25 protein-coding genes are annotated in these 23,650 nt (G+C 40.1%); 18 read left to right on the top strand and 7 right to left on the bottom strand.

What is annotated here, in order from left to right; translation table 11 throughout:
* Positions 1-4: 4 nt before the first annotated feature.
* From BR30_RS0122645 to BR30_RS34290, 6 genes are all read left to right on the top strand, one after another.
* Positions 5-1,528, top strand: coding sequence for an aldehyde dehydrogenase family protein (locus BR30_RS0122645; protein ID WP_026566995.1), 1,524 nt, complete (start codon positions 5-7; stop codon positions 1,526-1,528).
* Positions 1,529-1,547: 19 nt separating this feature from the next.
* Positions 1,548-2,756 carry an iron-containing alcohol dehydrogenase gene (locus BR30_RS0122650; protein WP_026566996.1) on the top strand — a complete coding sequence of 403 codons (1,209 nt, stop codon included), beginning with the start codon at positions 1,548-1,550 and terminating at the stop codon, positions 2,754-2,756.
* Between the two features lie 109 nt (positions 2,757-2,865).
* Positions 2,866-3,723 carry a GNAT family N-acetyltransferase gene (locus tag BR30_RS0122655; RefSeq protein ID WP_026566997.1) on the top strand — a complete coding sequence of 286 codons (858 nt, stop codon included), beginning with the start codon at positions 2,866-2,868 and terminating at the stop codon, positions 3,721-3,723.
* 106 nt (positions 3,724-3,829) lie between these two features.
* Complete coding sequence (locus BR30_RS0122660) at positions 3,830-4,765, top strand: manganese-dependent inorganic pyrophosphatase (protein WP_026566998.1); 936 nt, start codon at positions 3,830-3,832, stop codon at positions 4,763-4,765.
* 170 nt (positions 4,766-4,935) lie between these two features.
* Positions 4,936-5,760, top strand: coding sequence for a DMT family transporter (locus BR30_RS0122665; RefSeq protein ID WP_231507770.1), 825 nt, complete (start codon positions 4,936-4,938; stop codon positions 5,758-5,760).
* Between the two features lie 31 nt (positions 5,761-5,791).
* Positions 5,792-7,108: a uracil/xanthine transporter gene (locus tag BR30_RS34290; protein ID WP_231507771.1), complete on the top strand. Its 1,317-nt coding sequence runs from the start codon at positions 5,792-5,794 to the stop codon at positions 7,106-7,108.
* A 57-nt stretch (positions 7,109-7,165) separates the two neighbouring features.
* On the opposite strand, the gene BR30_RS0122675 is transcribed toward BR30_RS34290, so the two are convergent.
* On the bottom strand, positions 7,166-9,010 hold the full coding sequence (locus BR30_RS0122675; RefSeq protein WP_026567000.1) for a helix-turn-helix domain-containing protein: 1,845 nt from the start codon (positions 9,008-9,010) through the stop codon (positions 7,166-7,168).
* Between the two features lie 286 nt (positions 9,011-9,296).
* Between BR30_RS0122675 and BR30_RS0122680 the strand changes: the two genes are divergently transcribed.
* From BR30_RS0122680 to BR30_RS0122695, 4 genes are all read left to right on the top strand, one after another.
* The gene (locus BR30_RS0122680; RefSeq protein ID WP_026567001.1) at positions 9,297-10,544 is read left to right on the top strand and encodes a Zn-dependent hydrolase; all 1,248 of its coding nucleotides are present in this window, start codon (positions 9,297-9,299) and stop codon (positions 10,542-10,544) included.
* Positions 10,545-10,560: 16 nt separating this feature from the next.
* Complete coding sequence (locus BR30_RS0122685; protein ID WP_026567002.1) at positions 10,561-11,745, top strand: M20 family metallopeptidase; 1,185 nt, start codon at positions 10,561-10,563, stop codon at positions 11,743-11,745.
* Positions 11,746-11,856: 111 nt separating this feature from the next.
* Positions 11,857-12,054: a DUF3311 domain-containing protein gene (locus BR30_RS0122690; protein ID WP_026567003.1), complete on the top strand. Its 198-nt coding sequence runs from the start codon at positions 11,857-11,859 to the stop codon at positions 12,052-12,054.
* Positions 12,055-13,527 carry a sodium:solute symporter family protein gene (locus tag BR30_RS0122695; protein ID WP_026567004.1) on the top strand — a complete coding sequence of 491 codons (1,473 nt, stop codon included), beginning with the start codon at positions 12,055-12,057 and terminating at the stop codon, positions 13,525-13,527.
* A gap of 77 nt (positions 13,528-13,604) precedes the next feature.
* On the opposite strand, the gene BR30_RS0122700 is transcribed toward BR30_RS0122695, so the two are convergent.
* Both BR30_RS0122700 and BR30_RS0122705 read right to left on the bottom strand, forming a co-directional pair.
* On the bottom strand, positions 13,605-14,198 hold the full coding sequence (locus tag BR30_RS0122700; protein WP_026567005.1) for a hypothetical protein: 594 nt from the start codon (positions 14,196-14,198) through the stop codon (positions 13,605-13,607).
* A 164-nt stretch (positions 14,199-14,362) separates the two neighbouring features.
* Positions 14,363-15,184: a Cof-type HAD-IIB family hydrolase gene (locus tag BR30_RS0122705; protein ID WP_026567006.1), complete on the bottom strand. Its 822-nt coding sequence runs from the start codon at positions 15,182-15,184 to the stop codon at positions 14,363-14,365.
* A gap of 429 nt (positions 15,185-15,613) precedes the next feature.
* Between BR30_RS0122705 and BR30_RS0122710 the strand changes: the two genes are divergently transcribed.
* Entirely contained in the window at positions 15,614-16,186 is a 573-nt protein-coding gene (locus tag BR30_RS0122710; RefSeq protein ID WP_026567007.1) for a DNA-3-methyladenine glycosylase I, read from the top strand.
* A gap of 18 nt (positions 16,187-16,204) precedes the next feature.
* Here BR30_RS0122710 and BR30_RS38125 read toward each other — a convergent pair whose 3' ends face one another.
* The 3 genes from BR30_RS38125 to BR30_RS37455 all read right to left on the bottom strand — a co-directional run bounded on the left by BR30_RS38125 (position 16,205) and on the right by BR30_RS37455 (position 17,120).
* The gene (locus BR30_RS38125) at positions 16,205-16,348 is read right to left on the bottom strand and encodes a hypothetical protein (protein WP_155928774.1); all 144 of its coding nucleotides are present in this window, start codon (positions 16,346-16,348) and stop codon (positions 16,205-16,207) included.
* Positions 16,348-16,785: a hypothetical protein gene (locus BR30_RS0122720; RefSeq protein WP_035445803.1), complete on the bottom strand. Its 438-nt coding sequence runs from the start codon at positions 16,783-16,785 to the stop codon at positions 16,348-16,350. The genes BR30_RS38125 and BR30_RS0122720 overlap by 1 nt, the downstream gene beginning before the upstream one ends.
* 173 nt (positions 16,786-16,958) lie before the next feature.
* Positions 16,959-17,120: a hypothetical protein gene (locus BR30_RS37455; RefSeq protein ID WP_197032385.1), complete on the bottom strand. Its 162-nt coding sequence runs from the start codon at positions 17,118-17,120 to the stop codon at positions 16,959-16,961.
* 284 nt (positions 17,121-17,404) lie between these two features.
* Here BR30_RS37455 and BR30_RS0122730 point away from each other — a divergent pair, with 284 nt between their 5' ends.
* Together BR30_RS0122730 and BR30_RS0122735 are read left to right on the top strand one after the other, a co-directional pair.
* Complete coding sequence (locus BR30_RS0122730; RefSeq protein ID WP_026567010.1) at positions 17,405-18,073, top strand: TetR/AcrR family transcriptional regulator; 669 nt, start codon at positions 17,405-17,407, stop codon at positions 18,071-18,073.
* On the top strand, positions 18,042-18,563 hold the full coding sequence (locus BR30_RS0122735; protein ID WP_231507772.1) for a CBS domain-containing protein: 522 nt from the start codon (positions 18,042-18,044) through the stop codon (positions 18,561-18,563). Before BR30_RS0122730 ends, BR30_RS0122735 begins: the two co-directional genes overlap by 32 nt.
* Positions 18,564-18,659: 96 nt before the next feature.
* Here BR30_RS0122735 and BR30_RS37460 read toward each other — a convergent pair whose 3' ends face one another.
* Positions 18,660-18,821 (bottom strand): hypothetical protein, encoded by a 162-nt coding sequence (locus BR30_RS37460; RefSeq protein ID WP_197032386.1) that lies wholly within the window; start codon positions 18,819-18,821, stop codon positions 18,660-18,662.
* Between the two features lie 291 nt (positions 18,822-19,112).
* On the opposite strand from BR30_RS37460, the gene BR30_RS0122745 reads away from it, so the two are divergent.
* From BR30_RS0122745 to BR30_RS35395, 5 genes are all read left to right on the top strand, one after another.
* A complete protein-coding gene (locus BR30_RS0122745; RefSeq protein ID WP_026567012.1) occupies positions 19,113-19,460 on the top strand; it encodes a metal-sensitive transcriptional regulator in 348 nt (115 codons plus the stop codon).
* Positions 19,461-19,855: 395 nt separating this feature from the next.
* Complete coding sequence (locus BR30_RS0122750; protein ID WP_026567013.1) at positions 19,856-21,271, top strand: multicopper oxidase domain-containing protein; 1,416 nt, start codon at positions 19,856-19,858, stop codon at positions 21,269-21,271.
* 39 nt (positions 21,272-21,310) lie between these two features.
* Positions 21,311-22,624 (top strand): multicopper oxidase domain-containing protein, encoded by a 1,314-nt coding sequence (locus tag BR30_RS0122755; protein WP_026567014.1) that lies wholly within the window; start codon positions 21,311-21,313, stop codon positions 22,622-22,624.
* Between the two features lie 50 nt (positions 22,625-22,674).
* Complete coding sequence (gene tatA / locus BR30_RS0122760; protein WP_026567015.1) at positions 22,675-22,875, top strand: twin-arginine translocase TatA/TatE family subunit; 201 nt, start codon at positions 22,675-22,677, stop codon at positions 22,873-22,875.
* 137 nt (positions 22,876-23,012) lie between these two features.
* Positions 23,013-23,645, top strand: coding sequence for a copper resistance CopC family protein (locus tag BR30_RS35395; RefSeq protein ID WP_051633731.1), 633 nt, complete (start codon positions 23,013-23,015; stop codon positions 23,643-23,645).
* Positions 23,646-23,650: the final 5 nt, after the last annotated feature.

Below are 23,650 nucleotides of genomic sequence, written 5' to 3' on the forward strand. Positions count from 1 at the left end.
TAAGATGACGGTAAAGGTAGATGTCCAAACATTTCCCCACTTTATTAACGGAAATTGGGTGCCTGCAAGCAGACAAGGAACATTTGATGTGTTTAACCCGGCAAATGGTGAACTAGTTGCAAGGGTGGCGAAAGGAACGAAGGAAGATGTCGACCTAGCTGTAAATGCAGCACGCGAAGCGTTTGACAAAGGGAACTGGAGAAATATGAAGCCCAAAGACCGGGCCAAGGTGTTATATGCAATTTCCCATCGAATTGCCGAACATGCTGAGGAGTTAGCATACTTAGAAGCTATTAGTTCAGGTGGAACGGTACGCCGAATTGGCAGCAGTGATATTCTGCAAATGGTTGATTTGTTCCAAACATTAGCCAACTTTACGGTAGACTACCCATTCTCAGAAACACTTCCTGTTCCGCCATTCCCAGGACCCGCCCACAATTTTATTTGGCGTGAGCCAATCGGAGTATGTGCAGCCATCACTCCATGGAACCTGCCGATGGTGATTGCGACATGGAAGATTGCTCCCGCACTTGCGATGGGGAATACGATTGTCATTAAGCCTGCCAGCTACACACCGCTGTCGACTCTAAAACTAGCAGAAATTATTTCAGCCGTGGTCCCTCCAGGTGTAATCAATGTGGTTTCAGGTCCGGGTGCAGAAGTCGGTGAAGCCTTAGTTAATCATCCAAAGGTTGATAAAGTGGCCTTCACTGGTTCGACAGAGATTGGCAGAGGTATAATGGGACTTGCTGCCGGCACGATTAAGAAAACCACACTGGAGTTAGGTGGTAAATCACCAAATATTCTCTTAGAGGATGCCGATCTTAACATTGCTCTGCCTGGAAGTCTGTTTGGAGTATTTCTCCATTCCGGACAGCTTTGTGAATCAGGGACTCGGCTTTTTGTCCCAGATAAGCTTTATGACCAAGTGGTTGCAGGATTGGCCGCACTCACTATGAAATTAAAGCTCGGTAATCCACTTGATCCTACCACCGATGTTGGGCCAGTAATCTCAAAAAAGCAAAAAGAAACGATCCTTTCCTACATTGAAACCGGTAAACAAGAAGGAGCTACGCTTTTATGCGGAGGCCAGGAAGTAAAGGTAGCTGACTGTGAAGAAGGTCATTTTATCGAACCAACGATTTTTACGAATGTCACCAACGATATGAAAATTGCCCAAGAAGAAATTTTCGGACCCGTCCTCTGTGTGATTCGTTATTCAGACCTGGAAGATGCGATTCGAATGGCGAATGACACCATTTATGGTTTAGCAGCAGGAGTATGGACACGCGATGTTAATAAAGCGTACGCAGTCGCGAGAAAACTGCAAGCGGGTATCGTCTGGATAAATGAATGGCATATGCTCCGCAGTGATGCCCCGTTTGGTGGGTACAAGCAAAGTGGAATTGGCCGCGAAATGGGACAGCAATCACTCGATGCCTATACCCAGGTCAAGCATGTACACACTTCGATGTCACCGGAGTTAGAGCGACGTAATTGGTATGGAATACTGTTTGGCCAAAACTAATGAAGAGGTGTGGATGAATATGAAAACAACCTTATCACAGTTTATGTTACGTACGGGAATATACAGCGGTTCAAATTCAAGGGCGATGGTCCCAAGTCTATTTGCAGGTCTGGGTGCTAAACGCGTACTTCTCTTAAGTGACAGAGGCTTAGAGGCAGCGGGCATTGTTGAAAAAGTAGCTGAAATATTTACCCTGACAGGACATGGCTCTGGTCCTGAATTGGTGGGGCAATTTTTAGATATTAAGCAGGATGCCGAGAGCCGATGTATTAATGAAGCGGTCCGCTATGCACGAGAAATCGGGGCGGATTCCTTACTAGCCGTTGGCGGGGGCAGTGTTCTTGATACCGTAAAAGGGGTAAAATACGCGCTCCACAAAGGATTGACAGATATAAAAGAGGCTATCCCAGGCGGCTTATTGTATGAGTCCTTTCCAAAAGCCAACTACATGCCAATTCCACATATAGCCATCCCGACAACAGCGGGGACCGGTTCAGAGGTTTCACCGATTGCTGTTATTTTTAATGAAGATATCCAAATGAAGACGAATATCATCAATCCATTTATTAATGCAGATATGGCAATCTTGGATCCGGATTTAACCGTTGGACTTCCACCAATGATTACAGCATTTACAGGATTTGATGCCTTAACACATGCCATTGAGGCACTCGCATCCCCGACAGCAACAGGTCTAACCGATGCCTACGCCCTCCATGCTATTCGCCTGATTGAAAAAAATCTGCCAATTGCCGTTGCTGATGGTTCGAACCTTGATGCCCGTATGGATTTATTACAAGCTAGCTTGATGGGGATTACCGCTTTCAGTTTTGCGTTAAACGCAATTCCTGTCCACAATATGGCACACGCCTATGGGGCTTTGTTCCGTATTCCTCATGGTCTCGCTAATGCCGTTTTTTTACCGGTAGTCATGGAGTTAGTCCCTGATTTATATCTTCCTAAGGCAGCGGAATTAGCACAGGCCTTGAATGTAGACGTAAAGGGGGACACCCCGCAAACAGCGTTAGCCAAAGTGATTGGAAAAATTAAATTGCTGCAGTATAAGGTAGGATTACCGGCTGATTTTAAGCAATTTAATATCACCGAAGAGGCGCTCCAACTGGCGATTCCAGCCGTCATGAAGGATCCTGCCGCATTGAGCTTCCCTATGCCAAAAGAATTAATTGCTGCGATTGGACAAAAGGTGGTTCCGTTGACAGTAAAATAGATACCATGAAAAACCATTATCGATGTAAGTGATTCATAATGGTTTTTCAATGATTATTGATAACAGAATAACCAAGATGTATTTCTGTGTTAAATAGGGGGAGAACCGTATGAATCTTACTATTAAAAAACTTATGGAATGTACCATCCAAGATACAATTACGGCTTGGAATAGAGGGTTTGAAGGCTATTTTGTGAATTTAGAAATGACATCTGATATATTTTTTAACCGCTTGGTCAATGAGGGATTATCTATGGAGCATTCATTGGTAGCTTTTGACGGTGAAGAACCTGTCGCGATTGTTTTAAATGGTTTCCGCGTCATCGACGGGAAAAAGACTTCTTGGAATGGCGGGACTGGGATTGCACCCGATTACCGGGGGAAGGGGGTTTCCCAGTTATTAATGGAGGCAGCCTTTAACGTTTATTCTGAGGAAGGAGTTGAAGTTGCCACCCTTGAAGCCATAAAGGAAAATGAACGGGCGATACGTTTATATCAACGATTTGGCTATGAAATAACCGATTCCCTAGTTTATTTAAGTGGGACATTAGATTTAATCCATACTTCTATACTTAATAAATCGATTCGGCCTGAGCAACTCTCAACTTACCATTTTTACAAAGAAAATCTTCCATGGCAATGTCAGTGGCAGAGTGTTAAGTCAGGGGAAGCACAAATTTATTTTGACGAGAAACAGAATCCGCTTGGATACTCTTTATTCAAAAGGGTTTGGAATCAACAAGGGCAGTTGGAGAGAGTATTGTTATATCAGATTGAACTATTTGCTGAAGCTAAAGAGGAAATGATTAAGTCAATTTTGAGTTCGATAACAGGGGAAAATCCGAATCCCATTAACTTTATGACGATAAATGCGTCAGTATCTAATCCTGTCATTCAAATATTAGAAGATTTAGGCTTTGTGAAAACAACGGAGCAAGTCCAAATGGTCAAAAAAATGAATCAATAAAAATTTTTTGAATCCTTAATCATATTATTATATAATTTTCGTTAGGGCCAATCTCAGGTCGATTGGGCTTGACCTACATAAATTAATAGGATTAGGAGAAATACAAATGGAAAAAGTACTTATTTTCGGACACAAAAATCCTGACACCGACACAATTTGTTCTGCGATTGCCTATGCAGACTTAAAAAAACAATTAGGGATGGATGTTGAACCTGTACGTTTAGGACAAATCAACGGGGAAACACAATTTGCTCTTAACCAATTTAATGCAGAAGTTCCACGTTTGGTTGAAGCAGTTGCTAGTGAAGTGAACTCAGTTATTTTAGTCGATCACAACGAGCGCCAGCAAAGTGCCAATGATATCGCGGATGTTCGTGTCCTTGAAGTCATTGACCACCACCGCATTGCAAACTTTGAAACAAGTGATCCATTGTATTACCGCTGCGAGCCTGTAGGCTGTACAGCAACGATCTTAAATAAAATGTATAAAGAAAACAACAAAGAAATTAGTAAACCAATTGCAGGCCTTATGTTATCTGCCATTATTTCTGACTCTTTATTATTTAAGTCTCCAACTTGTACACCAGAAGATGTGGCAGCAGCTCGCGAGTTAGCTGAAATTGCTGGAGTGGACGCTGATACTTATGGACTTGAAATGCTAAAAGCTGGGGCAGATGTTCGCGATAAATCCATTGCTGAACTCTTAAGCCTGGATGCAAAAGGATTTGAGATGGGTGCTAGTAAAGTAGAAATCGCTCAAGTGAATGTAGTTGACACAGACGATGTTCTTGCTCGCCAAGACGAATTGGAAGCGGCTATTTCTACCATTATCGAAGAAAAGAACTTAGACTTATTCTTGTTCGTGGTAACAGATATTTTAACAAACGATTCAGTTGGTTTAGCGTTAGGAAGCAAAACAACTGCCGTTGAAAAAGCCTATAATGTTTCCCTTGTAAATAACACAGCTACACTAAAAGGTGTTGTTTCTCGTAAAAAGCAAATTGTTCCAGTTTTAACTGATATTTTTACTAAAGGTGAGTAGTAAAATAGACCGTTCATGGAGATTTCCATGGACGGTTTTTTTCAGTTTTTAGACGAAACAAATAAATTCCTTCTTTCCATCGACAATCTTTTGTTGTAATCTATTAAATATTTAGAAAACCGAAATTATCTTAAAATACAACAGGAGGAAGGAATACTTGCATGCTGTTTTTGTCACTAATCAGTTCTTTTTTTAATGCGGTGAATGCGCTTTATGCCAAGAAGATTGTTGGAGAAATGAAGGATAATAATAGTTTCATTGTTACTTCATTTGCATACATAGGTTTATTTCTTGGATTAACCTTGCCATGGCTTTATTTATTCAAAGTAAACCTGATCTCGATTGCGTTATTAGTTTTGGTTGTCCTGCTCGATATGGCAGGGAATTTACTTTTCTTTAAAGCGATGAACAAAATCGAGGTATCCGTCCTTTCCGTTTACATGGCATTAACACCATTGTTCACATTTATTCCAAATAGCTTCTTGTATGGCTTCCATCCTTTTGTGCTCGTGTCTGTTTTGTTTATCATGGTAGGCGTCTATTTTCTAAATTTAAAAGGCCGGAACCCGCTGACCCCATTTCTTGAGCTTAGGAAGCCAGGTAATTTATTAGGAATTGCTTCAGCGATTGTATTTGGAGTGAGTATGGTGCCGTCTCAGCAATTACTTGTTCATGGCTGGGTCAATCCAGTGACACTTTATTTTTACCGAGCTTGCGGGATTGCTTTGATTACCTATCTGATTTACCGTCCAAAGGTATGGTTTCCGAGCTTGCATAAACATTTAAGTTTACGTGGAATCACCGTCATCATCCAATGGGTTTGCCTCTTTACGGCCTTAAAGTTTGCTGATGGAACACTGGTTGTCTCTTTGGCCTTCACCTCACCATTATTTGCCGTTTTCTTAGCGTGGTATTATTTTAAGGAACGCATTACTCCTGCGAAGCTAACGGCATGTGTGATTACTATTTTAGGAATTATTATTACGGTTGTTTAAGGGGAGTAATATATAAAGGAGGAATGAGCAGTTGAGCCGAAAGCACTCGACCACCATGTTCATGGCTGGTCTGCAATGGTTATTTTTTATGTTTGCAAATACTGTGGTCATCCCGTTAACAATCGGGGATGCCTTTGATTTATCAGCAGGGGAAATAGCAAGTTCCATGCAAAGAGCATTTATCTATACTGGCATAGCATGTATCTTGCAAGCATTATTTGGGCATAAGTACCCATTAATGGAGGGGCAATCTGGCTTGTGGTGGGGGGCCATCTTAAGTCTTTGTGCGTCTGCTTCTTCCGCTGGCATCAGTTTGGAAGAACTAGGCGGTGGACTTGCGCTCGGGATTATTGGTTCAGGTGTTCTAGTTATGATCCTTGGTGTGTTAGGGATGGGAACGGTGTTAAAGCGCTTATTCACACCAGTTGTGATGAGTACGGTCCTATTTCTCCTCGCGAGCCAGCTGATTGTCATTTTTACAAAAGGAATGCTTGGGCTGGGGACTGGGGATCAGATTGATCTTCCGACAGCAGGGCTTTCTATCCTGTTAATCATCCTCGTTGTATGGATCAATTTGAAGGGGCCTGGTATGATTCGGAACTTTTCCATCCTCATAGGAATTGTAACCGGGTGGGTGGTTCACGCACTATTCTTCCCAGCACCTGCTGAGAATGTAAGTACGTCTACGGAATTTTTTCATTTATTTCCTTGGGGGAAACCTAGTTTTAGCTTGGGTCTCATTCTAATGACGGTGATCACTGGTTTAGTTAATACAACGAATACCATGGCTTCGATAAGAGGGGTTGAGCCAATCTTAAAGACTTCAACCACAGATAACCAATACCGACGCTCATTTGTGCTAACAGGGATAAATTCGATTGTTTCGGGGCTGTTTGGGATGGTTCCATATGCGCCTTATATTTCTTCGCTCGGATTTTTACAGTCTACGCTCATATTTGAGCGGGCACCTATAATCATTGGTGGAGCGATGTTTATTGTCCTTGGCTTGGTACCTGCACTAAGCAATTTGTTTTCGACTTTGCCAATTAGTGTAGGGGATGCGGTTTTATTTGTTGCCTACCTACAATTATTCAGCGGTGCACTCACCAATCTGAATGGAATTCCTTTTAATCAGCGAACAATCTATCGCATCGCGGGTCCAGTGTTGTTGGGAATTGCCATCATGAATATTCCGTCTGAAATGTTTTCCTCGCTGCCAATGTTGGTTCAACCACTGTTATCGAGTGGCTTACTAGTAGGAATTTTGCTTGCGATTGTCCTAGAAAATACTATCGATTGGAATAAACTAGAGAACCCCGTGCCAAATACGGAAAGAAAAATTAGTTAATGAAAAGATAAAGGCGCCCCTAAAAAATTAGGGGCGCCTAGTTATTAGATATCAATATTACACCTGTTGCGTCAACTTATCTTTTAAAAAAGGATAGAGACTGATGGCGAGATGAATATTTAAAAATTGCTGGCTATCGGATAAATCTGTGGAAAGAATCTCTTCAATCCGTTTTAAGCGATACATCAAAGTGTTCGTATGAACATGGATTGACTCTGCTGCTTCCTTCGCATTTTGATTGTGTTCAAGATAGGCAAATAACGAAGGGAGGAGTTCTCCTTTTCGAGATTGATCGTATTCAAACAGCGGTCCTAGCACTTCGATTATAAAATCGATGAGTTCCTCCTCGCTGTTTTGGAGTAGAAGCCGTTGAACACCAAGTTCTTTATAACTAATGACCTGATTTTTTCCTCCAAAGCTTTGAAGGAATTGTAAGCATTTTGCTGCTTCCTGCATGGATCTTGTGACTTTTAATAAACTGGAATGGATTCTGCCAGTCCCAATAGAAACCGTTGTTCCCCAATTTTTTATCTGGATTTCCTGCTGAAATTTTGCAACAAGTTCCTTCACCCGCTGATGTGTATAGTTGGAGGAAACTTTTTGTTGAAAAGTTAGCAAGACAACGATTTGATCGTGATTACGTACGGCCATTCCTTTTAACGGATTTTTTAAAAATACACGGTTGGCCATTTGGACAAGATGACGGATGATACTGTTCTTTTTATGAGTATTGTCCATTTCATCAAGTCGAATCATTACTGCTAAATAATCCCCAAGGGGGTCGAAATCTAGCTGTTTCGCTTTTTGAAGAATAGTGCCATCCATTTTACCGGAGAAAAGAACATCAATTAGTTCCCCATTTATTGTTTCTTGTGCCTCAAATATAGCTTGCTCCTTTACTAATTCGAGGGATATGACCGTACAAGCATGCTCTAAGGCGGCAATATCAACATCACGCATTTTTTCTGGGGAAACGATTATAAGTGATCCATAAAGCGTTGGCTTTGCCCCAATTGGAAGGATGGTTATACATTGATTTTCTTCATTCATGTTTGTTTCAAACAATGAGCAGACGTTTCCAGGTGTTTTGATGGACTCCTGAGCCATATTGCGGATGGCAGATAATTCCTCATCGGATAGTTTGATTTTATATGCAGAGGAAATCAATTCGCCAAGATCATCAAATAACAAAATCGTCTCGCTGGTTGTGTCGTGCAAATAGGTAATTATGGAGTCAAGACCTTCCCCATGTAATACAAGTGCGGCTAACATATTATGGATATCGACTGAGCGGGATAACATCTCATTTTGTTTGGAAATCGTATTATTTAAATCTCCCAGCTGTCTCACAGCCTCTTCCTGCTCGCGGTAAAGGTTTGCTTTCTCCAGTGCAACGGCAGCCTGATGGGCAATCGCAGTTAGAAGATGAATATCCTCAGGGATAAAGTGAAGCGACGGATCAAATGAGTCAAGCGTAATCACACCGATACATTCTCCTTTTAACAAGATAGGAGCACAAATCGATGAATAAGGGAGCGTCGGAATCGATTGATTCATAAGCATATGATTCGTTTCCGATAGTGTGGCTGTTGCTTTTTCAACTTCTGTCCGGTTGTGAAAAATCAAGCATTTTTGCGCTGAAAAAGCTAAGCCAGTCATCGATTCACCGGGTTTCAACCTTACCCTTGTAATTTCAGATGTAAAGTTGCTGTCTGATTTTGGAATGAGCAGATCTTGGCTAGGGTCATAAAGGAACAAGACCCCTCCGTGGGCTGCATCAATGACTGAAACCGTTTGAACCATAATGGAATCGATAATCGTATCAATGTCTAGCGATGAGTTTAATACATTGGAGACATGGATTAATGATTGCAGCTGACGACGGCTAAGAGTTTCTTTCATCATGCACCTCTCCTTTTAATGATGTTAAAATAATGAAAATTTTCATTTCTTTTGTTTATTGTAACAAATTTCACAATAAAACGTGTGATTTTTGTCAGGAAGTATAAGGAAATAGAATGATTTTGATTATTTATTTGTGTTATTACACAAATTGTTTATTAAAAATTTTGTGTAAAATAACATAACAAATATTCTGATAAGTTTTATAATTATAAATACATTAATAATATACGCCATTCTATTAAAGCATTAAACAAATAGGAATGTGGCAGAGAGGATGGAAGAAGTGATTAACGAAGAGAGATTATGGGGTCGTTTGCAACTTCTTAGTGAAATTGGAAAAACTGAATCCGATGGTGTCACTCGTTTATCTTTCACTCCGGAAGAACGAGCAGCTAAGGATCTTGTAGCTACATTTATGAAAGAAGCTGGTTTGCAAGTACGTGAGGATGAAGTCGGAAACCTGATTGGCAGGAAGGAAGGCGTAAACCCTGATGCACCTCTGGTATTAACTGGTTCACATATCGATTCAGTATTTAATGGAGGGAATTTTGATGGACCACTTGGTGTCCTGTCGGCAGTTGAAGCCCTTCAAGTCATGAATGAGCAAGGAATTGAGACAGTACATCCGATTGAAGTGATTGCATTTACGGATGAAGAAGGGGCAAGATTTAGCTTTGGAATGATTGGCAGCCGTGGGATTGCTGGCACACTAACACAAGAGGAATTGCTTAATAAGGATAAGCAGGGGATCTCAATCGCTGAAGCGTTCGTCGCAAATGGACTTGAGCCGGAAGCAATCGGCAAAGCAGTCCGAAAGCCTGAAGAGGTGAAGGCATATGTCGAACTTCATATTGAACAAGGGAAGGTCCTTGAAGGACAAAATCTCTCAGCCGGAATTGTATCAGGATTAGCTGGTCCATTATGGCTCAAGTTTATTTTAGAAGGGGAAGTTGGTCATGCAGGAGCCACACCGATGTCAATCAGGCATGATGCCTTGACTGCAGCAGCAAGAGTGATGCTTGTTATCGAAGCAGAAGCAGGTAAAACTGAAACTACGGTTGGCACAGTCGGACAAGTTCAGGTGAACCCAGGTGGAATCAACATTATTCCTGGCCGGGTTGAATTCTCATTAGACCTTCGGGATATAAGTGAAGTCGTCCGCGATGAAGTAGAGGAGAAGATTAGAGTCCAGGCAGAGCAGATTTGTGAGGCCCAAGGTGTTAAGTTAATGATTGAAGACTTACAGCGTGTTGCACCAGCTCCATGTTCTGACATCGTAAAGAGTGCAGCGAAAGACGCCTTTGTTAAATTAGGTCTAGAAAGCTATTATCTTCCAAGCGGTGCCGGTCATGATGGAATGCAATTGATGGACTTATGTCCGATGGGGATGATTTTCATCCGTTCCAAGAATGGAATAAGTCATGACCCAGCTGAATGGAGTTCTAAAGAGGACTGTACAGACGGGGCGAATGTTCTTTATCATACGGTTCTAAATCTTGCGGTTCAAAAAGTGAATGTAGCAACAAACTAAATAGGAGATGACAAGCATGAGTAATAGTACAACAGTAAATCTTAATCAACTAGCTGAAGAAACAAAAGAACAAGTCATTGCCTGGAGAAGGCATTTGCACCAAAATCCGGAACTATCTTTCCATGAGGAAAAAACATCTCAATTTATTTATGATACATTACAATCGTTTGGAAACTTGGAGATTACTCGGCCGACTAAAACAAGTGTGGTGGCAAGATTAATCGGAGCTGAACCTGGTAAAACACTTGCGATTCGCGCGGATATGGACGCCCTGCCAATTCAAGAGGAGAACACTTTCGAATTTGCTTCCCAAAATCCTGGAGTGATGCATGCTTGTGGACATGATGGTCATACGGCGATGCTGCTTGGTACAGCAAAAATCCTTTCAAGTTTAAAGGATCAAATTAAAGGGGAAGTTCGTTTCTTGTTCCAGCATGCGGAAGAGTTATTCCCAGGTGGAGCTGAGGAAATGGTTGAAGCGGGAGTCATGGACGGTGTAGACCTTGTAATTGGTACACATCTCTGGTCACCAATTGAAAAAGGCAAAGTGGGGGTTGTCTATGGTTCAATGATGGCATCGCCAGACACCTTCTGGATTACTGTTAATGGTAAAGGTGGACATGCCGCACTTCCACACCAAACCATTGATTCCATTGCTGTAGCTGCACAAGTAGTAACCAATCTTCAGCATATTGTCTCAAGGAATACGGATCCACTAGATAGTTTAGTTATTTCAGTAACCCAATTTGTTGCAGGAACAACTCATAATGTTATTCCTGGCTCTGTGAAACTTTGGGGTACCGTGCGAAGCTTTGATCGAACACTTCGCGAATCGATCCCAGCTAAAATGGAACGCGTCGTTAAAGGGATTACAGAAGCACATGAAGCCACATATGACTTTAAATATGAATTTGGCTACCGTCCTGTCATCAATGATAACGAAGTGACAGCTGTGATTGAAGAAACAGTTCGAGAAGTATTTGGTGAAGAAGCACTTGATATGATGAGACCAAATATGGGTGGAGAAGATTTCTCTGCATTTATGGAAAAAGCTCCAGGCTGTTACTTCTATGTGGGAGCGGGTAATGAGGAGCAAGGAATTACTTATCCACATCATCATGAACGTTTCACAATCGATGAAGATGCACTAGAAATTGGGGTAAAAACTTTCTTACATGCGACATTTAAATTTTTAGCTTAAATCACGAAACACAGAACCTTCGTGCAAACTAAATAAATAAATACTTCACGAAGGTTCAGCAATATTAATAGAAAGAAGGCGTCATAATAATATAAAATTGGGGGTTTATCTATGAAATTACATCAGCTTCTTGCAATCATACCGTTTATTGGCTTACTAGGCGGAGTTCCTTTCGTCAATAAGGTCACTCCCTACGTGTTCGGGATGCCTTTTGTTCTCTTTTACATTGTTCTATGGGTAGTAATTACTTCAGTAATTATGGCGATTGTGTTTAAAATGGACCCAGCAAATCAGGAGGAGGAGATCTAAATGAATACTGCATTAATTATTATTTTCGGATTCTTAGCGTTATCTATCTTCCTCGGTGTTCAGGCCCAAAAAGGCAAGGAAATGAGTCTTGAACAATGGTCCGTTGGGGGCCGTGGCTTTGGCACCATCTTCGTATTCTTATTAATGGCAGGGGAAATTTACACTACCTTTACTTTCTTAGGCGGAAGTGGCTGGGCTTACGGTAAAGGTGGCCCAACTTATTATATCTTAGGATACGGTTGTTTAGCTTACATCATGTCCTATTGGCTGCTTCCAGCAATTTGGAAATATGCGAAAGATAACAAATTAATGTCTCAATCCGACTTTTTTGTTAGTAAATATAAAAGCCCATTACTTGGTGTTTTTGTATCTATAGTAGGTGTTGTTGCACTGATTCCGTATCTGGTTCTCCAATTAAAAGGTTTAGGTATTATCGTTTCTGAAGCTTCAGGCGGATCTATTTCATCAACTGCAGCAATCTGGATTGGTGTGATTGCTGTAACTGTATACGTGATGATTTCAGGAATTCACGGTTCTGCTTGGACAGCTGTAATCAAGGATATCATGATTCTAGGTGTTGTTTTGTTCCTAGGTATTTATTTACCTATCCATTATTACGGCGGCTTCCAGCCAATGTTTGAAGCAATTGAAGCTGCAAAACCAGGTTTCCTTGCTTTACCTGATACAGGATTAAGTGTATCTTGGTTTATTTCTACTGTATTATTAACTGCTCTTGGTTTCTATATGTGGCCACATACTTTCGGTTCCATTTATTCAGCACAAAGTGCAAAAGTTTTCCGTAAAAATGCAATTATTATGCCGCTTTATCAACTCGTGTTATTGTTTGTATTCTTTGTAGGCTTTGCAGCAATTCTTCAGGTGAAAGGGTTAGAGGGCCCGGCTGGTGACCTTGCCTTATTAAAACTATCAATGCAGACGTTTGATCCATGGGTAGTCGGATTAATTGGGGCCGCTGGGTTATTAACAGCGATCGTTCCAGGTTCGATGATTATGATGGCTGCGGCTACTTTATTAGCGAAAAACGTTTATAAGGTGTTTGTTCCGAAAGCCTCTGAACAGCAAGTATCTAAATTAGCAAAGAACTTAGTTCCAGTTGTAGCAATCATCGCTCTATACTTCACCTTTAAAGGTGGAGACACGTTAGTAACCTTGTTATTGATGGGGTACAGCCTTGTAACACAATTGTTCCCTGCATTAGTATTCAGCTTAGCTAAAAAGAACGTTGTAACAAAAGCTGGTGCTTTCGCGGGTATTGCAGTTGGTGTATTTACAGTTGCCTACATTACAATCAGTGCTTCAACTGTTGGGACTCTTTTCCCTGCACTTCCTCAATTTGTTAAGGATCTGAATGTGGGTGTAATTGCATTAATTATCAATTTAGTGGTTACATTCGCTGTTAGTTTCGTAACAAAATCTGCAACGGCTAATAACACGAATGAGCGTGTGGCTTAATTAAAAACAATAAAGACACCTCCAACATCGAAGTGCTTCGATGACTGGAGGTGTTTTTATTTTTGTACCAAGTAATTTTAGTCGATCTGATTTTGATTTTCTTCTTCTTTCCTCTGATTCATCATGAAAAATGTTAAAGGCTGTTCTGTTCCTGACATCAGCTTATACACATAGGAAGAAGTGATTTTATAGCCGTCGTCAATTTTCGTGGCCAAATAGTTCGTCCGTTCAAACAGGATCGAACGAATATGATTGATTTGCCGGGAGATTTTGTCCATCAGTGCTTCTTGATTGTCCAAACGCTGTAAAACTCCACCTTGAAATTCTTCTTGTTTAGACATTTTCTCGGCAACCACTTTTTGTAATTCCAACTGTTCATTCATTTGAAGGACAAGTTGATGATTAGCATTCTCGTTACTCTCCAACCGATTTCGTAAGTCGTTTAGTTGTTCATCTAAATGGTTCCAATGGATTAATTGTGTTTCTTCTTGCGCCTGTGTTTTAAAGCCTAATTCTGCTAATGCTTTTTCAAGTACAGCATTTGCCTTTTGTTGTTCATTAATTAGCTCAGAAAAAAAATCCTGTCTTGATAATTCTTGATTCGGTGTGTTTATCTCGTGTTTATTTTTGAAAACATTCGGATGTTCTCTATTATTAATGAATAATCCCATACCTCTCTCCGCCTTTTATGTTTTTAATTGTGATATTTTATGCTTGATGTTCATAAGAGGGGACATGATTGGGCTAGTTCACAGGAGATCAGTTTGTAGTTAACACAAAAAACGCTTGGGGTTCAAAGTGAATAACCCCAAGCGTTTGATGTAAGAATATTGATTTACACGAGCTGTGCTGTTTTCAAAACAAACTTTTCAACGACCTTTGCTACTCCATCATGCATATTAGTATCGGTCACATAATCAGCTTTTTCCTTAATATCTTCTGGTGCATTGCCCATGGCTACACCAAGTCCTGCAAACTCAATCATGGCTAAATCATTATAGCTGTCTCCCATGGCAATAACTTCTTCACGTTCAATTCCGAGCTGTCCAATTAAATGATGGAGACTTGTACCTTTGGTTACACCAGCCTCGGTAAACTCCAAAAAGAAAGGCTTCGAGCGCATCACGCTTAATTGTCCTGCTAACTCCATTTGAAGCTTTTGTTCCACAGCGGCAAGTTTCGATTCTTCCTCAAGCATTAACACTTTAACAACAGGTTCTTTCACAGAATCTACTAAGCTGTCAACCTCAAAGATTTCTAAACCAGTAATTTCACCTTCAATATCGGTATATTGATTTCCAGCTTCGGTTACAATGGAATCCCCGACATAGGTATGTATCCAAACATTCTCACGACGACTTAATTCGTAGAGATTATGAACTGTTTCTGGGGACAATGTACTGCTAAAAAGTTCTTCACCGGTTTGACAGTTTGTTATTTTTGCACCATTAAAAGAAAGAATAAAACTCCCAAACTCCTTTAAACGCAGTTCTTCAGCAATATCATACATGGCATAGGTTGGTCGCCCTGATGCTAATACGACCTTAACTCCAACTTCCTGGGCGTCCATTAACGCCTTCTTTGTACGTGGGGAAATTGTATGGTCGTCCTGTAATAACGTATCATCTAGGTCTAGTACAATCATTTTATATGTCATTTTTGTTTGTTGTCCTTTCCTTACTATATTTCTTTACCCATCTTACTATAATTTCTGGAAAAAAACTTATAACAATTGAATCCAATTTTGAAATAGATAAATAAAATATAGTAAAACTTTAAAAGAACGAGGGTGTGTTCGATGTCAATTTTCGATATTTTTAAAAGTAAATGCAGTTTTTGTAAAAGGAAAGTAAGTCCATTAAGAAAATATATAAATGATCGAGGGGAAACAGTAAAAGTATGTATCCCTTGCTCAGAGTATGCAGAAAGAAGGGCTTTTCGGAAAGTAACATAATAATTTAGCGGGCAATTTAAATGAATAGATTTATTAAGATAATCGATTCATATTTTTGAAAAAATGTGCAATACTTAAGTGAAAGTTTGTTTTTAAGCAACGTAGTAAAGGATGGAATGGGGAATTTCAAATATGAATCGCTGCGGATGGGTTAATCAGGATCCATTGTATATCGATTATCATGATCATGAATGGGGAGTTCCAGTCTACGATGATCGCCTTCTTTTTGAGTATTTGAATCTTGAAGGAGCTCAGGCTGGACTCAGCTGGTATACGATTTTGAAGAAGCGGGAGAACTATCGACAAGCCTTTGATAACTTTGAAGCTGAAAAAATTATCCGCTATGACGAAAAGAAAATTGAGGAACTAATACATAATGAAGGAATTGTCCGAAATAAGCTCAAAATCAATGCTGTCATTACTAACGCACATGCATTTTTAAAGGTCGTCGCCGAATTTGGCTCATTTAGTAAGTACATATGGTCATTTGTTGGAGGTAAGCCGATTCAAAACCACTTTAAAGAAATGAAAGATGTTCCTGCAGTCACGGAAATAAGTGATCAATTAAGTAAGGATTTAAAGAAGAGAGGCTTTAAATTTGTGGGCTCGACCATCTGTTATGCGTTCATGCAAGCTACAGGGATGGTGAATGACCATATTGTCACTTGTATCTGTTATCAAAATGAAGTTCAATTAACGAAATAAAGGAAAAAAGCGATTATCTCAAAGTGAGACATCGCTTTCTTTCGTTTGTGTAAAGAAAAAGATGAAGATGGCAATAGACAATAAAAACAGAAAAATCTCACCTTTTGTTGGCTCGAACGTTGGGAGGTCAGTTAAGGACAAAATGACCACTTCCTTCTTCATTAGATTAGTTTTTCAGGTTCGATACCAAAATGTTCAGTAACAATCCAGCGGAATTGTGTAAAAACCTTTTCTAAATCAGGCAATGCAGGTACGTGTTTAGGTACCCCGAAAATAGGACCAGTCATATTGAAGCTAAATCTGCCTGGTCCTAAAAAGATCCCTGACACATTTATCTGATCACTAATTAATAGGATGGCTAAAAGGATATCTCCAATGTCCAATAATAAGCTCAATGTTTTATTCCCTGATATTCCTTCTAAACGTCCTATTCCTGTTAGCGGTCCACCAACCGAAAGGGCAAATCCTTTTGGTTCTACTATAAGTCTGACAACTGTCACTTGACCTGTTAATAATAAAAATGCAGTAATAATATCAATATTCCGTTGGATAGATATAATTGATTGCAAACGTTTTTCTAAGTCACATGTATTATTCAAAGAATTTCACTACCTATTCAAACTTCATGTGCAACGATCATGACAAGACCAGAAATCTTTGCAGCTAAGACATATCTTTTGTATGGTATGAAGAAAATTGAAGGATGCTACTAAATTAACAAAAAAAGCCCATCAAACTTGATGAGCTTTTTTGATGAGCTATTTATAACTAATTACTTCGGTGATTTTTCAATCATAAAATCAGATGTTGAAATAGGTATAATCTTGCCGCCAATTTGCACATGAATCGTATCGTTGAAAATGGCTTTCACAATTCCCTTTAAGGAGATGGTTGAATTAACAGAGATTTTTTTTGATTCAGATTGATTTGCCACAATATCAACGCCCTTCAAAATTGTTAGAAACTAAGAACAATAAATCTATTAAAGATACATTAAATTATTCGGAAAAATATAATGAATTCCTGCAAGGACAGGATTATTTATTAAAAATCGGTCATGTTATGATCCAACTATTTTGTAAAGGGGTGTTTATACAATAATAGCGGTTTAACATGAACCGTAGTTCAAGTATCGCATGGATAGAATGGTCTGTCAACGAAAACGTGAACTATGGTTCAAATTTTTAAAAAGTGGTATGATATAAATGAGGTGATAAAATGCCAGACAATGATGACCTATTAATTGGTGAATTCCCTTTTCTCCCAAAACAGGAACGGGCGCAGCAAAAAAGGAATGCACTGCTCGAAAGTGGATTACATCTATTTATTTCTAGTGGGTACGAGCAAACGACTGCTAAGGAAATCGCAGCCCATGCCGGGGTGGCGACCGGAACCTTTTATCGGTATTTCTCCGATAAACGCCAGCTATTAATGTCCTTATTGGAAGATAAAATTGACAAGCTTCTTCCACCTGAACCGAGCTGGGCTTCAAGGGATCCGGAATCATTGTTAGCATCATTACTAGAAGCCCATAACAAACGACTTAGTGAGTTAGGTCTGCAGCGTGTCCTGCCTGAATTGGTGTTGAAAGACCCAGGTTTGGCTGAATTTTTAGGTGTTGCACGAAGGAAAATTTATTCAAGAATTCTGTTCGGTTTAAAGCAGGCCGAAGAAAATGGATTAACGTGGAAGGATTTGGATTTAGAAGCTGTCGCTTGGGCAATATTAGTTTTAGTGGAGAATAGTCACGGTAACGATAACCTTGGTGGGAAAAGAACAGATTATCAAGAGATTTCAAAAGTTATTTGCCGGATGGTATTTCCACCAGATATATTAGAGCAATTGCGTGTTTCCGATGAAAAAAATAATCCAAAATTCAATAGTTGAAAGCGGTGTCGACATGATCAATGTACAGGTCAAGGATTTTATGGTGAAGGATGTTATTTCAGCTCGTCCTAGTTCTTCCGTTAAAGAGGTAATGACCTTACTTGTTGCGAAAAAAATTGGCGGTGTACCCATTATTGACGAGGAAGGAGTCTTGCGTGGATTTGTTACAGATGGGGATATTTTGCGGGTAATCAGTCCAGTTGATCGACGCATTCATGATTATTTCTCTTTAATTACGTATGTTGCAGAAGAAAAAATGGAGATTCGTCTCAGCGAACTAGCTGAGCGTGAGGTCATCAGGATCGCTAAGACCCATGGAATCGTAACCATCCATCCTGAAGATGAAATGAAAAAGGTCGTCTCACTTTTGTCCAAGCATCACTTTAAAAAATTACCTGTTGTCAATGATTCCAATCATGTGGTCGGTGTAATCAGCAGGGGGGATGTCATTCGCAGTATTCAAGAAACGCTCATAAACGATTGGAAATGATTTTTGTCCATTTAACAACCCTTCACCGAAGAAGTGAAGGGCTTTTCTTTAGTAAAATACTATTTTCCTATTGCTATGATATACAAGATAAAAGAACTATTGGACTGGCTTTTCAATCAGCAGTTCAGAAGCTGGGAGCGTGATAATTTTACCGCCAATCTGCACATGAACGGTATCGTTGAAAATGGCTTTGACAATTCCTTTTAATGAAATTGTTGAATTAACAGAGATTTTTTTCACTTCAGCTTTGTTTGCCAAATTAACCAACACCCTTCAAATAGTTATGAAAATATTATATATGAAGATAAGGAAATAAAGCTAGAATAAATAATCAGAAAAGTTAAAAAATATTTAATTTTTAACCTTTCTTTATAGATATGTGGAAAATATGTAGAAGGTGTGTTTTTTATCTACAAATTGCGAACTTGCAACTTTAGTCCGTAATCGTAATGTGAATAAGAAGATTTCAGATCGACTGCTAATTAGCAGAAGAACCGCAACTCTTACTTCAGAGTGTGATATAATATTTTCAAAAAAGGAGGCGGAGCAATGTCAAATGGATTCGGGAAGGAAGAGGAGTTTATTGATGATACCTGCTGCTCACTTGATGCCAGTGATCGTAAGAGTCATCATTCCGATAAAGTGAAAAATAACCTTGTCACCAGATTAAACCGGATTGAAGGTCAAATTCGCGGCATTAAAGGCCTAATTGAAAAAGATACATATTGTGATGATGTCATTAATCAGATATCGGCCACTCAATCCGCCTTAAATAGTGTTGCCAAAGTCCTGCTTGAAGGACATCTAAAGAGCTGTGTTGTTGAAAGAATACAGGATGGTGATATGGAAGTCCTGGATGAGGTTCTGGTTACGATTCAAAAATTAATGAAAAAATAAAAATAATATTTTCGACGAGAATGTGCCTTTGGCACGTTCTTTTTTTATTTCCATAGGATATTTGGTCTATTTCCGTCGAATGATTTATTTTGTAATATTCTGAAATATGCATTATTATTATCTAAAATCAAAGCATTTTCCCAAATTTATGAAATAGCATAAGAAGATTGAGGGAGGGTAATAGATTTACCAGCAAATTTAGCAATCATCACTTTTTTACTAAAATTGTACGATTCACCTTCTTTTTCACCTATTACTAGGTGAAAAATGGACTGTACTGATTTTACATCATTACAAAGTATCATAAAAAATGAAAATTATTCTAGGAATTTTCCCAACTAATTCGGAATAGTTATTTAGGACTATAAGAAAGGGTTAATTTTAAGGAGGAAAATATGAAGCGAAGAGATTTTGTTAAGTATGCAGGGGGCGGTATTGCTACGTTATTCGTAGGAAGCATGATGCCTTCATGGATTTCAGGCAATAAGCTATTTGCGACACAACAAGTTCAAGAACTTAACTTTACTATTACTGATGGGATCAAGGACATGGCAGCGCATAATGCAATTAACAACGCTCAGTGCTACTTCTGGTTTTACAAAGAGAAAAATTTTCCGGCAGAGGTCCCTGGCCCTCATATTTTTACCACTGCAGGTAATACAGTTAAGGTCACAGTAACGAATGGTCTGGATGAACCCCATGCATTTTACATACCTGGACTAGTCGACACTGGTCCAATCAGGCCTGGAGGCACAATCACAAAACAATTTGTTCCTACTGTAGCTGGAACTTATTTATATTATGACAACCTTAATGCCCCTGTGAACCGAATGATGGGACTCCATGGTGCGCTTGTTGTCATGCCCAGTGAGGCAAAAGCAGGTCATCGTGTTACCCCGTATTCTAATCCCACATCAGCTGTGCAACAGATCTTTGATGACTTTGGCTCTACTGAACACTTCCCAGGGCTGGCTTGGGAGCAAAGCGACTTGTCAACCAATACTCAGGCTTTTAGGCAGTATATTTGGATTCTTCACGAAGCAAGTTCAAGACTGTTTGCAGAAGTCGGAAACTATCCGCCTGGAAAAGATTATCCAGCATCACAATTTGTGCAGGCCTTTGTAAATGATAAATTCCGGTCAGATGGAAAGAATAGAAAACCTGAATTTTATACAATCAGTGGACAATCAGGATGGTTTTCTGCACATAACCCTTATATTACCCCAAATCATCGGGTAGGAGAACCGTGCATTATCCGAATTCTGAACGCCGGATTATCGATGCATTCTTTGCATATTCATGCTAACCATGTCTACGTAATCGGGATTAATGGTGAGGTCCAAAGTAATCCGTATTGGATTGACACCTATACATCTCTCCCGCTTGAAATCGTCGAATGGGCAGTTCCTTTTATCAGACCACCTGATGTTCCCAATAAGCGTGGCATCGGACTTCCAGATGAACCGTTAATGTCAATCGCGAATCCTGCAATTCCCGGGTCGCAACCACATCCGGTTTGGCCGCCTCTTGAGGAGTTAGGAACTTATTTGCCTGAAAAAGGAACCAAAGCAGGGGATATTGATATTTCTGTTAGAATGTCCCCGATCTGTTACCCAATGCATGACCACTCTGAGCCAAGCCAATCCTCACAGGGCGGTAACTACGGACTTGGCATGATGAGCGGGATCCATTTTATAGGTGATCGTAACACAACTGGAGGAGTAACAACATTTCCAGAAGCTACGACTTATCATGGACCTGAAGAAACCGGCACGGCAGCTGGACCAGACGGAACTCATACAGACCATTAAAAAAATTAAATATTAAATAGCTAAAAAAGGAGAAATCATATGTCATTTTCAAAACCTGGGTACCATATCCCACGCAGGTCAGTTGCAGGCCATGAAGCCGATTGGGTGAAATCGTTTGATCCACCCAAAGCTAGTCCACCTACCCCGGATCTACTTGAACCGACAAATCCGGTTCCAGCATTTGTAGCTAGAAATGTGCCTGGAGCGACAATGCTTACTCCAAATACGCAAAGGGTCGACTTAATGCATGGAACAGAACTGAAGGCGTGGGATGGCAAGAAAATGGAATTCTTTATCCTTGGAAATCCTGATGTACCCATGGCAGCGAACGGTACGTTTCCAGGTCCAACCATTCGTGTTCCTCGTGGAGTCATCTTTCACGGTGAAGTCCAAGGACATGGGCAGCCGCCTCATACCATCCATTGGCACGGCATTGAGCCTACTGCCATTAATGACGGGGTGGGTCATACCTCTATGGAAATCGGAACCTATACGTATCAATGGCAACCTAACCATATAGGCAGTTATTTTTACCATTGTCATAGGAATACGATTCAGCATTTTGAATTCGGCCTATATGGATTCTTAATTATCGAACCGCCAGACGCATATGATCCGAAGGATGGTAAAAATGTAGGAGGGTACCCGAGACGTACCGCAGCCAACCTTGTGAATTTCCCAGAGTTTCCCGGATTTGTGGACGGTACCCTGGATAGTGGCGACCCACATGCGATGACAGTTCCATATGACGTGGAGGCACTCTGGGTTATAGACGACATTGATTCTGTCTGGCGGATTCAAGCGGAAAATGCACACCAAACCTTTCCCGAACACGGAGATATTCCTGGAGTCAACGATGATTTTCATAGTAATGACAAAGGCAGTTATGATTTTTTTGCTTTTCAGGATTACAATCCTGACTACTTTGTTGTTACAGGTGAATACTTCCCGGGGCGGGTTGGTGGAACAGCATCAATTCGTTCAAGTGTGACAATCCCACCCGAATTAAATAGTGGTGTAACGGGAATGCAGGTCTCTGTGAATGCCAAGGTTAATCAGACCATCCTTGTTCGAATGCTTTGTGGAGCGTATGTCAAAATCAAAGTTGTTTTTCCTGTAGATGTTGTTTGTATTGCCTACGATGGCCGGTCCCTTGGAGTACCGCCGTTTGGTAAGTATAACTATGCATATACCATTAAGGCCGGGACCCCGATTGAAATGAGTACAGCCCAGCGCTGTGATGTATTGATTAGAACGACGAAACCAATAAATTCCTATGCACAGGTGGAGTACAGACATCACCTCAGCGATGCTTTTCTATTTAATGGCAGAATCCCGTTTGTGGTGAAATAGGAAAATTAATAGAATCTTTGGTTCCATGATTGAAACAGGAGGGAAGTTATATGTTTAGTAATATTGGAGTTCCAGGCTTAATCCTGATATTAGTACTAGCTTTAATTGTGTTCGGGCCAAGTAAACTTCCTGAGTTAGGGCGTGCAGTGGGTACAACCTTGAAGGAGTTTAAAAAATCTACCAGAGAAACCTTATCTGATTTTGATTTCGAACAGGAAAAAGGAACGAAGGATAAACTTCCTCCTCTTTAAAGCTATCAATGACAATTTTTAATAAATAATAGTACTAAAGTCGTTGCCAAGTGATTAAATTCATTTGGCAACGTTTCTAATGATTCAGTTGAGGGCTCCATCATTTAATAACAAGTGCAATGGAAGGTGAGAGATCTTTGAATAGACTCATAGTATTATTTATAGCCGCATTTTTACTAATGCCGTCTTTCACAATGGCTCATACACAACTATCCGCATCTAATCCACGAGACGGACAAGTTATAACAAATGATCTCCAAGAGGTCTCACTTACCTTTGAAGGAACGATTGAAAAATTAAGTACGATGGGCTTGCTTTTCGATGGTAAGGCGATCCCATTAAACCAGATTCAAATTCAAGGATCAAAAATGGCAGGGTCATTACAGGAGCCATTAAAAAATGGAACGTACCGGCTACAGTGGAAAATAGCAGGACATGATGGTCATCCGGTCACAGGGGAAATACAATTTCAAGTGAAAAAAGAACAGGTGACTCAGAATCCAAATACACCGACATCGAATCAAAATCAAGGAACAAGTGGCGAAGAGACAAAAAAACAACCGATCACAAATCAAGTTCAGGCAGCATACGGTTCTGAGAAAAAATCGACATCGACCACCACGGAACAGCCAACTACCAAGGAACAGGTAGAAAAAGACACCAAGGCAGATTCTGGGAATCAATCATCAACAAATGTCATTATGGCTATTTTTATTGGACTATTAGTCATTTTAGTCATTGGATTTCTTTGGATATTAAGAAAGAAGTGATTTGT

It is taken from the genome of Bacillus sp. UNC41MFS5 (genome assembly GCF_000686805.1).

Coding starts and splice junctions, on each gene's coding strand:
- BR30_RS0122685 (WP_026567002.1), top strand. CDS start 10,561: ATGAGTAATAGTACAACAGTAAATCTTAATCAACTAGCTGAAGAAACA.
- BR30_RS0122735 (WP_231507772.1), top strand. CDS start 18,042: ATGAAAAAAATAATCCAAAATTCAATAGTTGAAAGCGGTGTCGACATG.
- BR30_RS0122675 (WP_026567000.1), bottom strand. CDS start 9,010: ATGAAAGAAACTCTTAGCCGTCGTCAGCTGCAATCATTAATCCATGTC.
- BR30_RS38125 (WP_155928774.1), bottom strand. CDS start 16,348: ATGAAGAAGGAAGTGGTCATTTTGTCCTTAACTGACCTCCCAACGTTC.
- BR30_RS0122750 (WP_026567013.1), top strand. CDS start 19,856: ATGAAGCGAAGAGATTTTGTTAAGTATGCAGGGGGCGGTATTGCTACG.
- BR30_RS0122660 (WP_026566998.1), top strand. CDS start 3,830: ATGGAAAAAGTACTTATTTTCGGACACAAAAATCCTGACACCGACACA.
- BR30_RS0122705 (WP_026567006.1), bottom strand. CDS start 15,184: ATGACATATAAAATGATTGTACTAGACCTAGATGATACGTTATTACAG.
- BR30_RS0122700 (WP_026567005.1), bottom strand. CDS start 14,198: ATGGGATTATTCATTAATAATAGAGAACATCCGAATGTTTTCAAAAAT.
- tatA (WP_026567015.1), top strand. CDS start 22,675: ATGTTTAGTAATATTGGAGTTCCAGGCTTAATCCTGATATTAGTACTA.
- BR30_RS0122650 (WP_026566996.1), top strand. CDS start 1,548: ATGAAAACAACCTTATCACAGTTTATGTTACGTACGGGAATATACAGC.
- BR30_RS0122695 (WP_026567004.1), top strand. CDS start 12,055: ATGAATACTGCATTAATTATTATTTTCGGATTCTTAGCGTTATCTATC.
- BR30_RS0122730 (WP_026567010.1), top strand. CDS start 17,405: ATGCCAGACAATGATGACCTATTAATTGGTGAATTCCCTTTTCTCCCA.
- BR30_RS0122690 (WP_026567003.1), top strand. CDS start 11,857: ATGAAATTACATCAGCTTCTTGCAATCATACCGTTTATTGGCTTACTA.
- BR30_RS0122755 (WP_026567014.1), top strand. CDS start 21,311: ATGTCATTTTCAAAACCTGGGTACCATATCCCACGCAGGTCAGTTGCA.
- BR30_RS0122645 (WP_026566995.1), top strand. CDS start 5: ATGACGGTAAAGGTAGATGTCCAAACATTTCCCCACTTTATTAACGGA.
- BR30_RS0122710 (WP_026567007.1), top strand. CDS start 15,614: ATGAATCGCTGCGGATGGGTTAATCAGGATCCATTGTATATCGATTAT.
- BR30_RS0122745 (WP_026567012.1), top strand. CDS start 19,113: ATGTCAAATGGATTCGGGAAGGAAGAGGAGTTTATTGATGATACCTGC.
- BR30_RS0122655 (WP_026566997.1), top strand. CDS start 2,866: ATGAATCTTACTATTAAAAAACTTATGGAATGTACCATCCAAGATACA.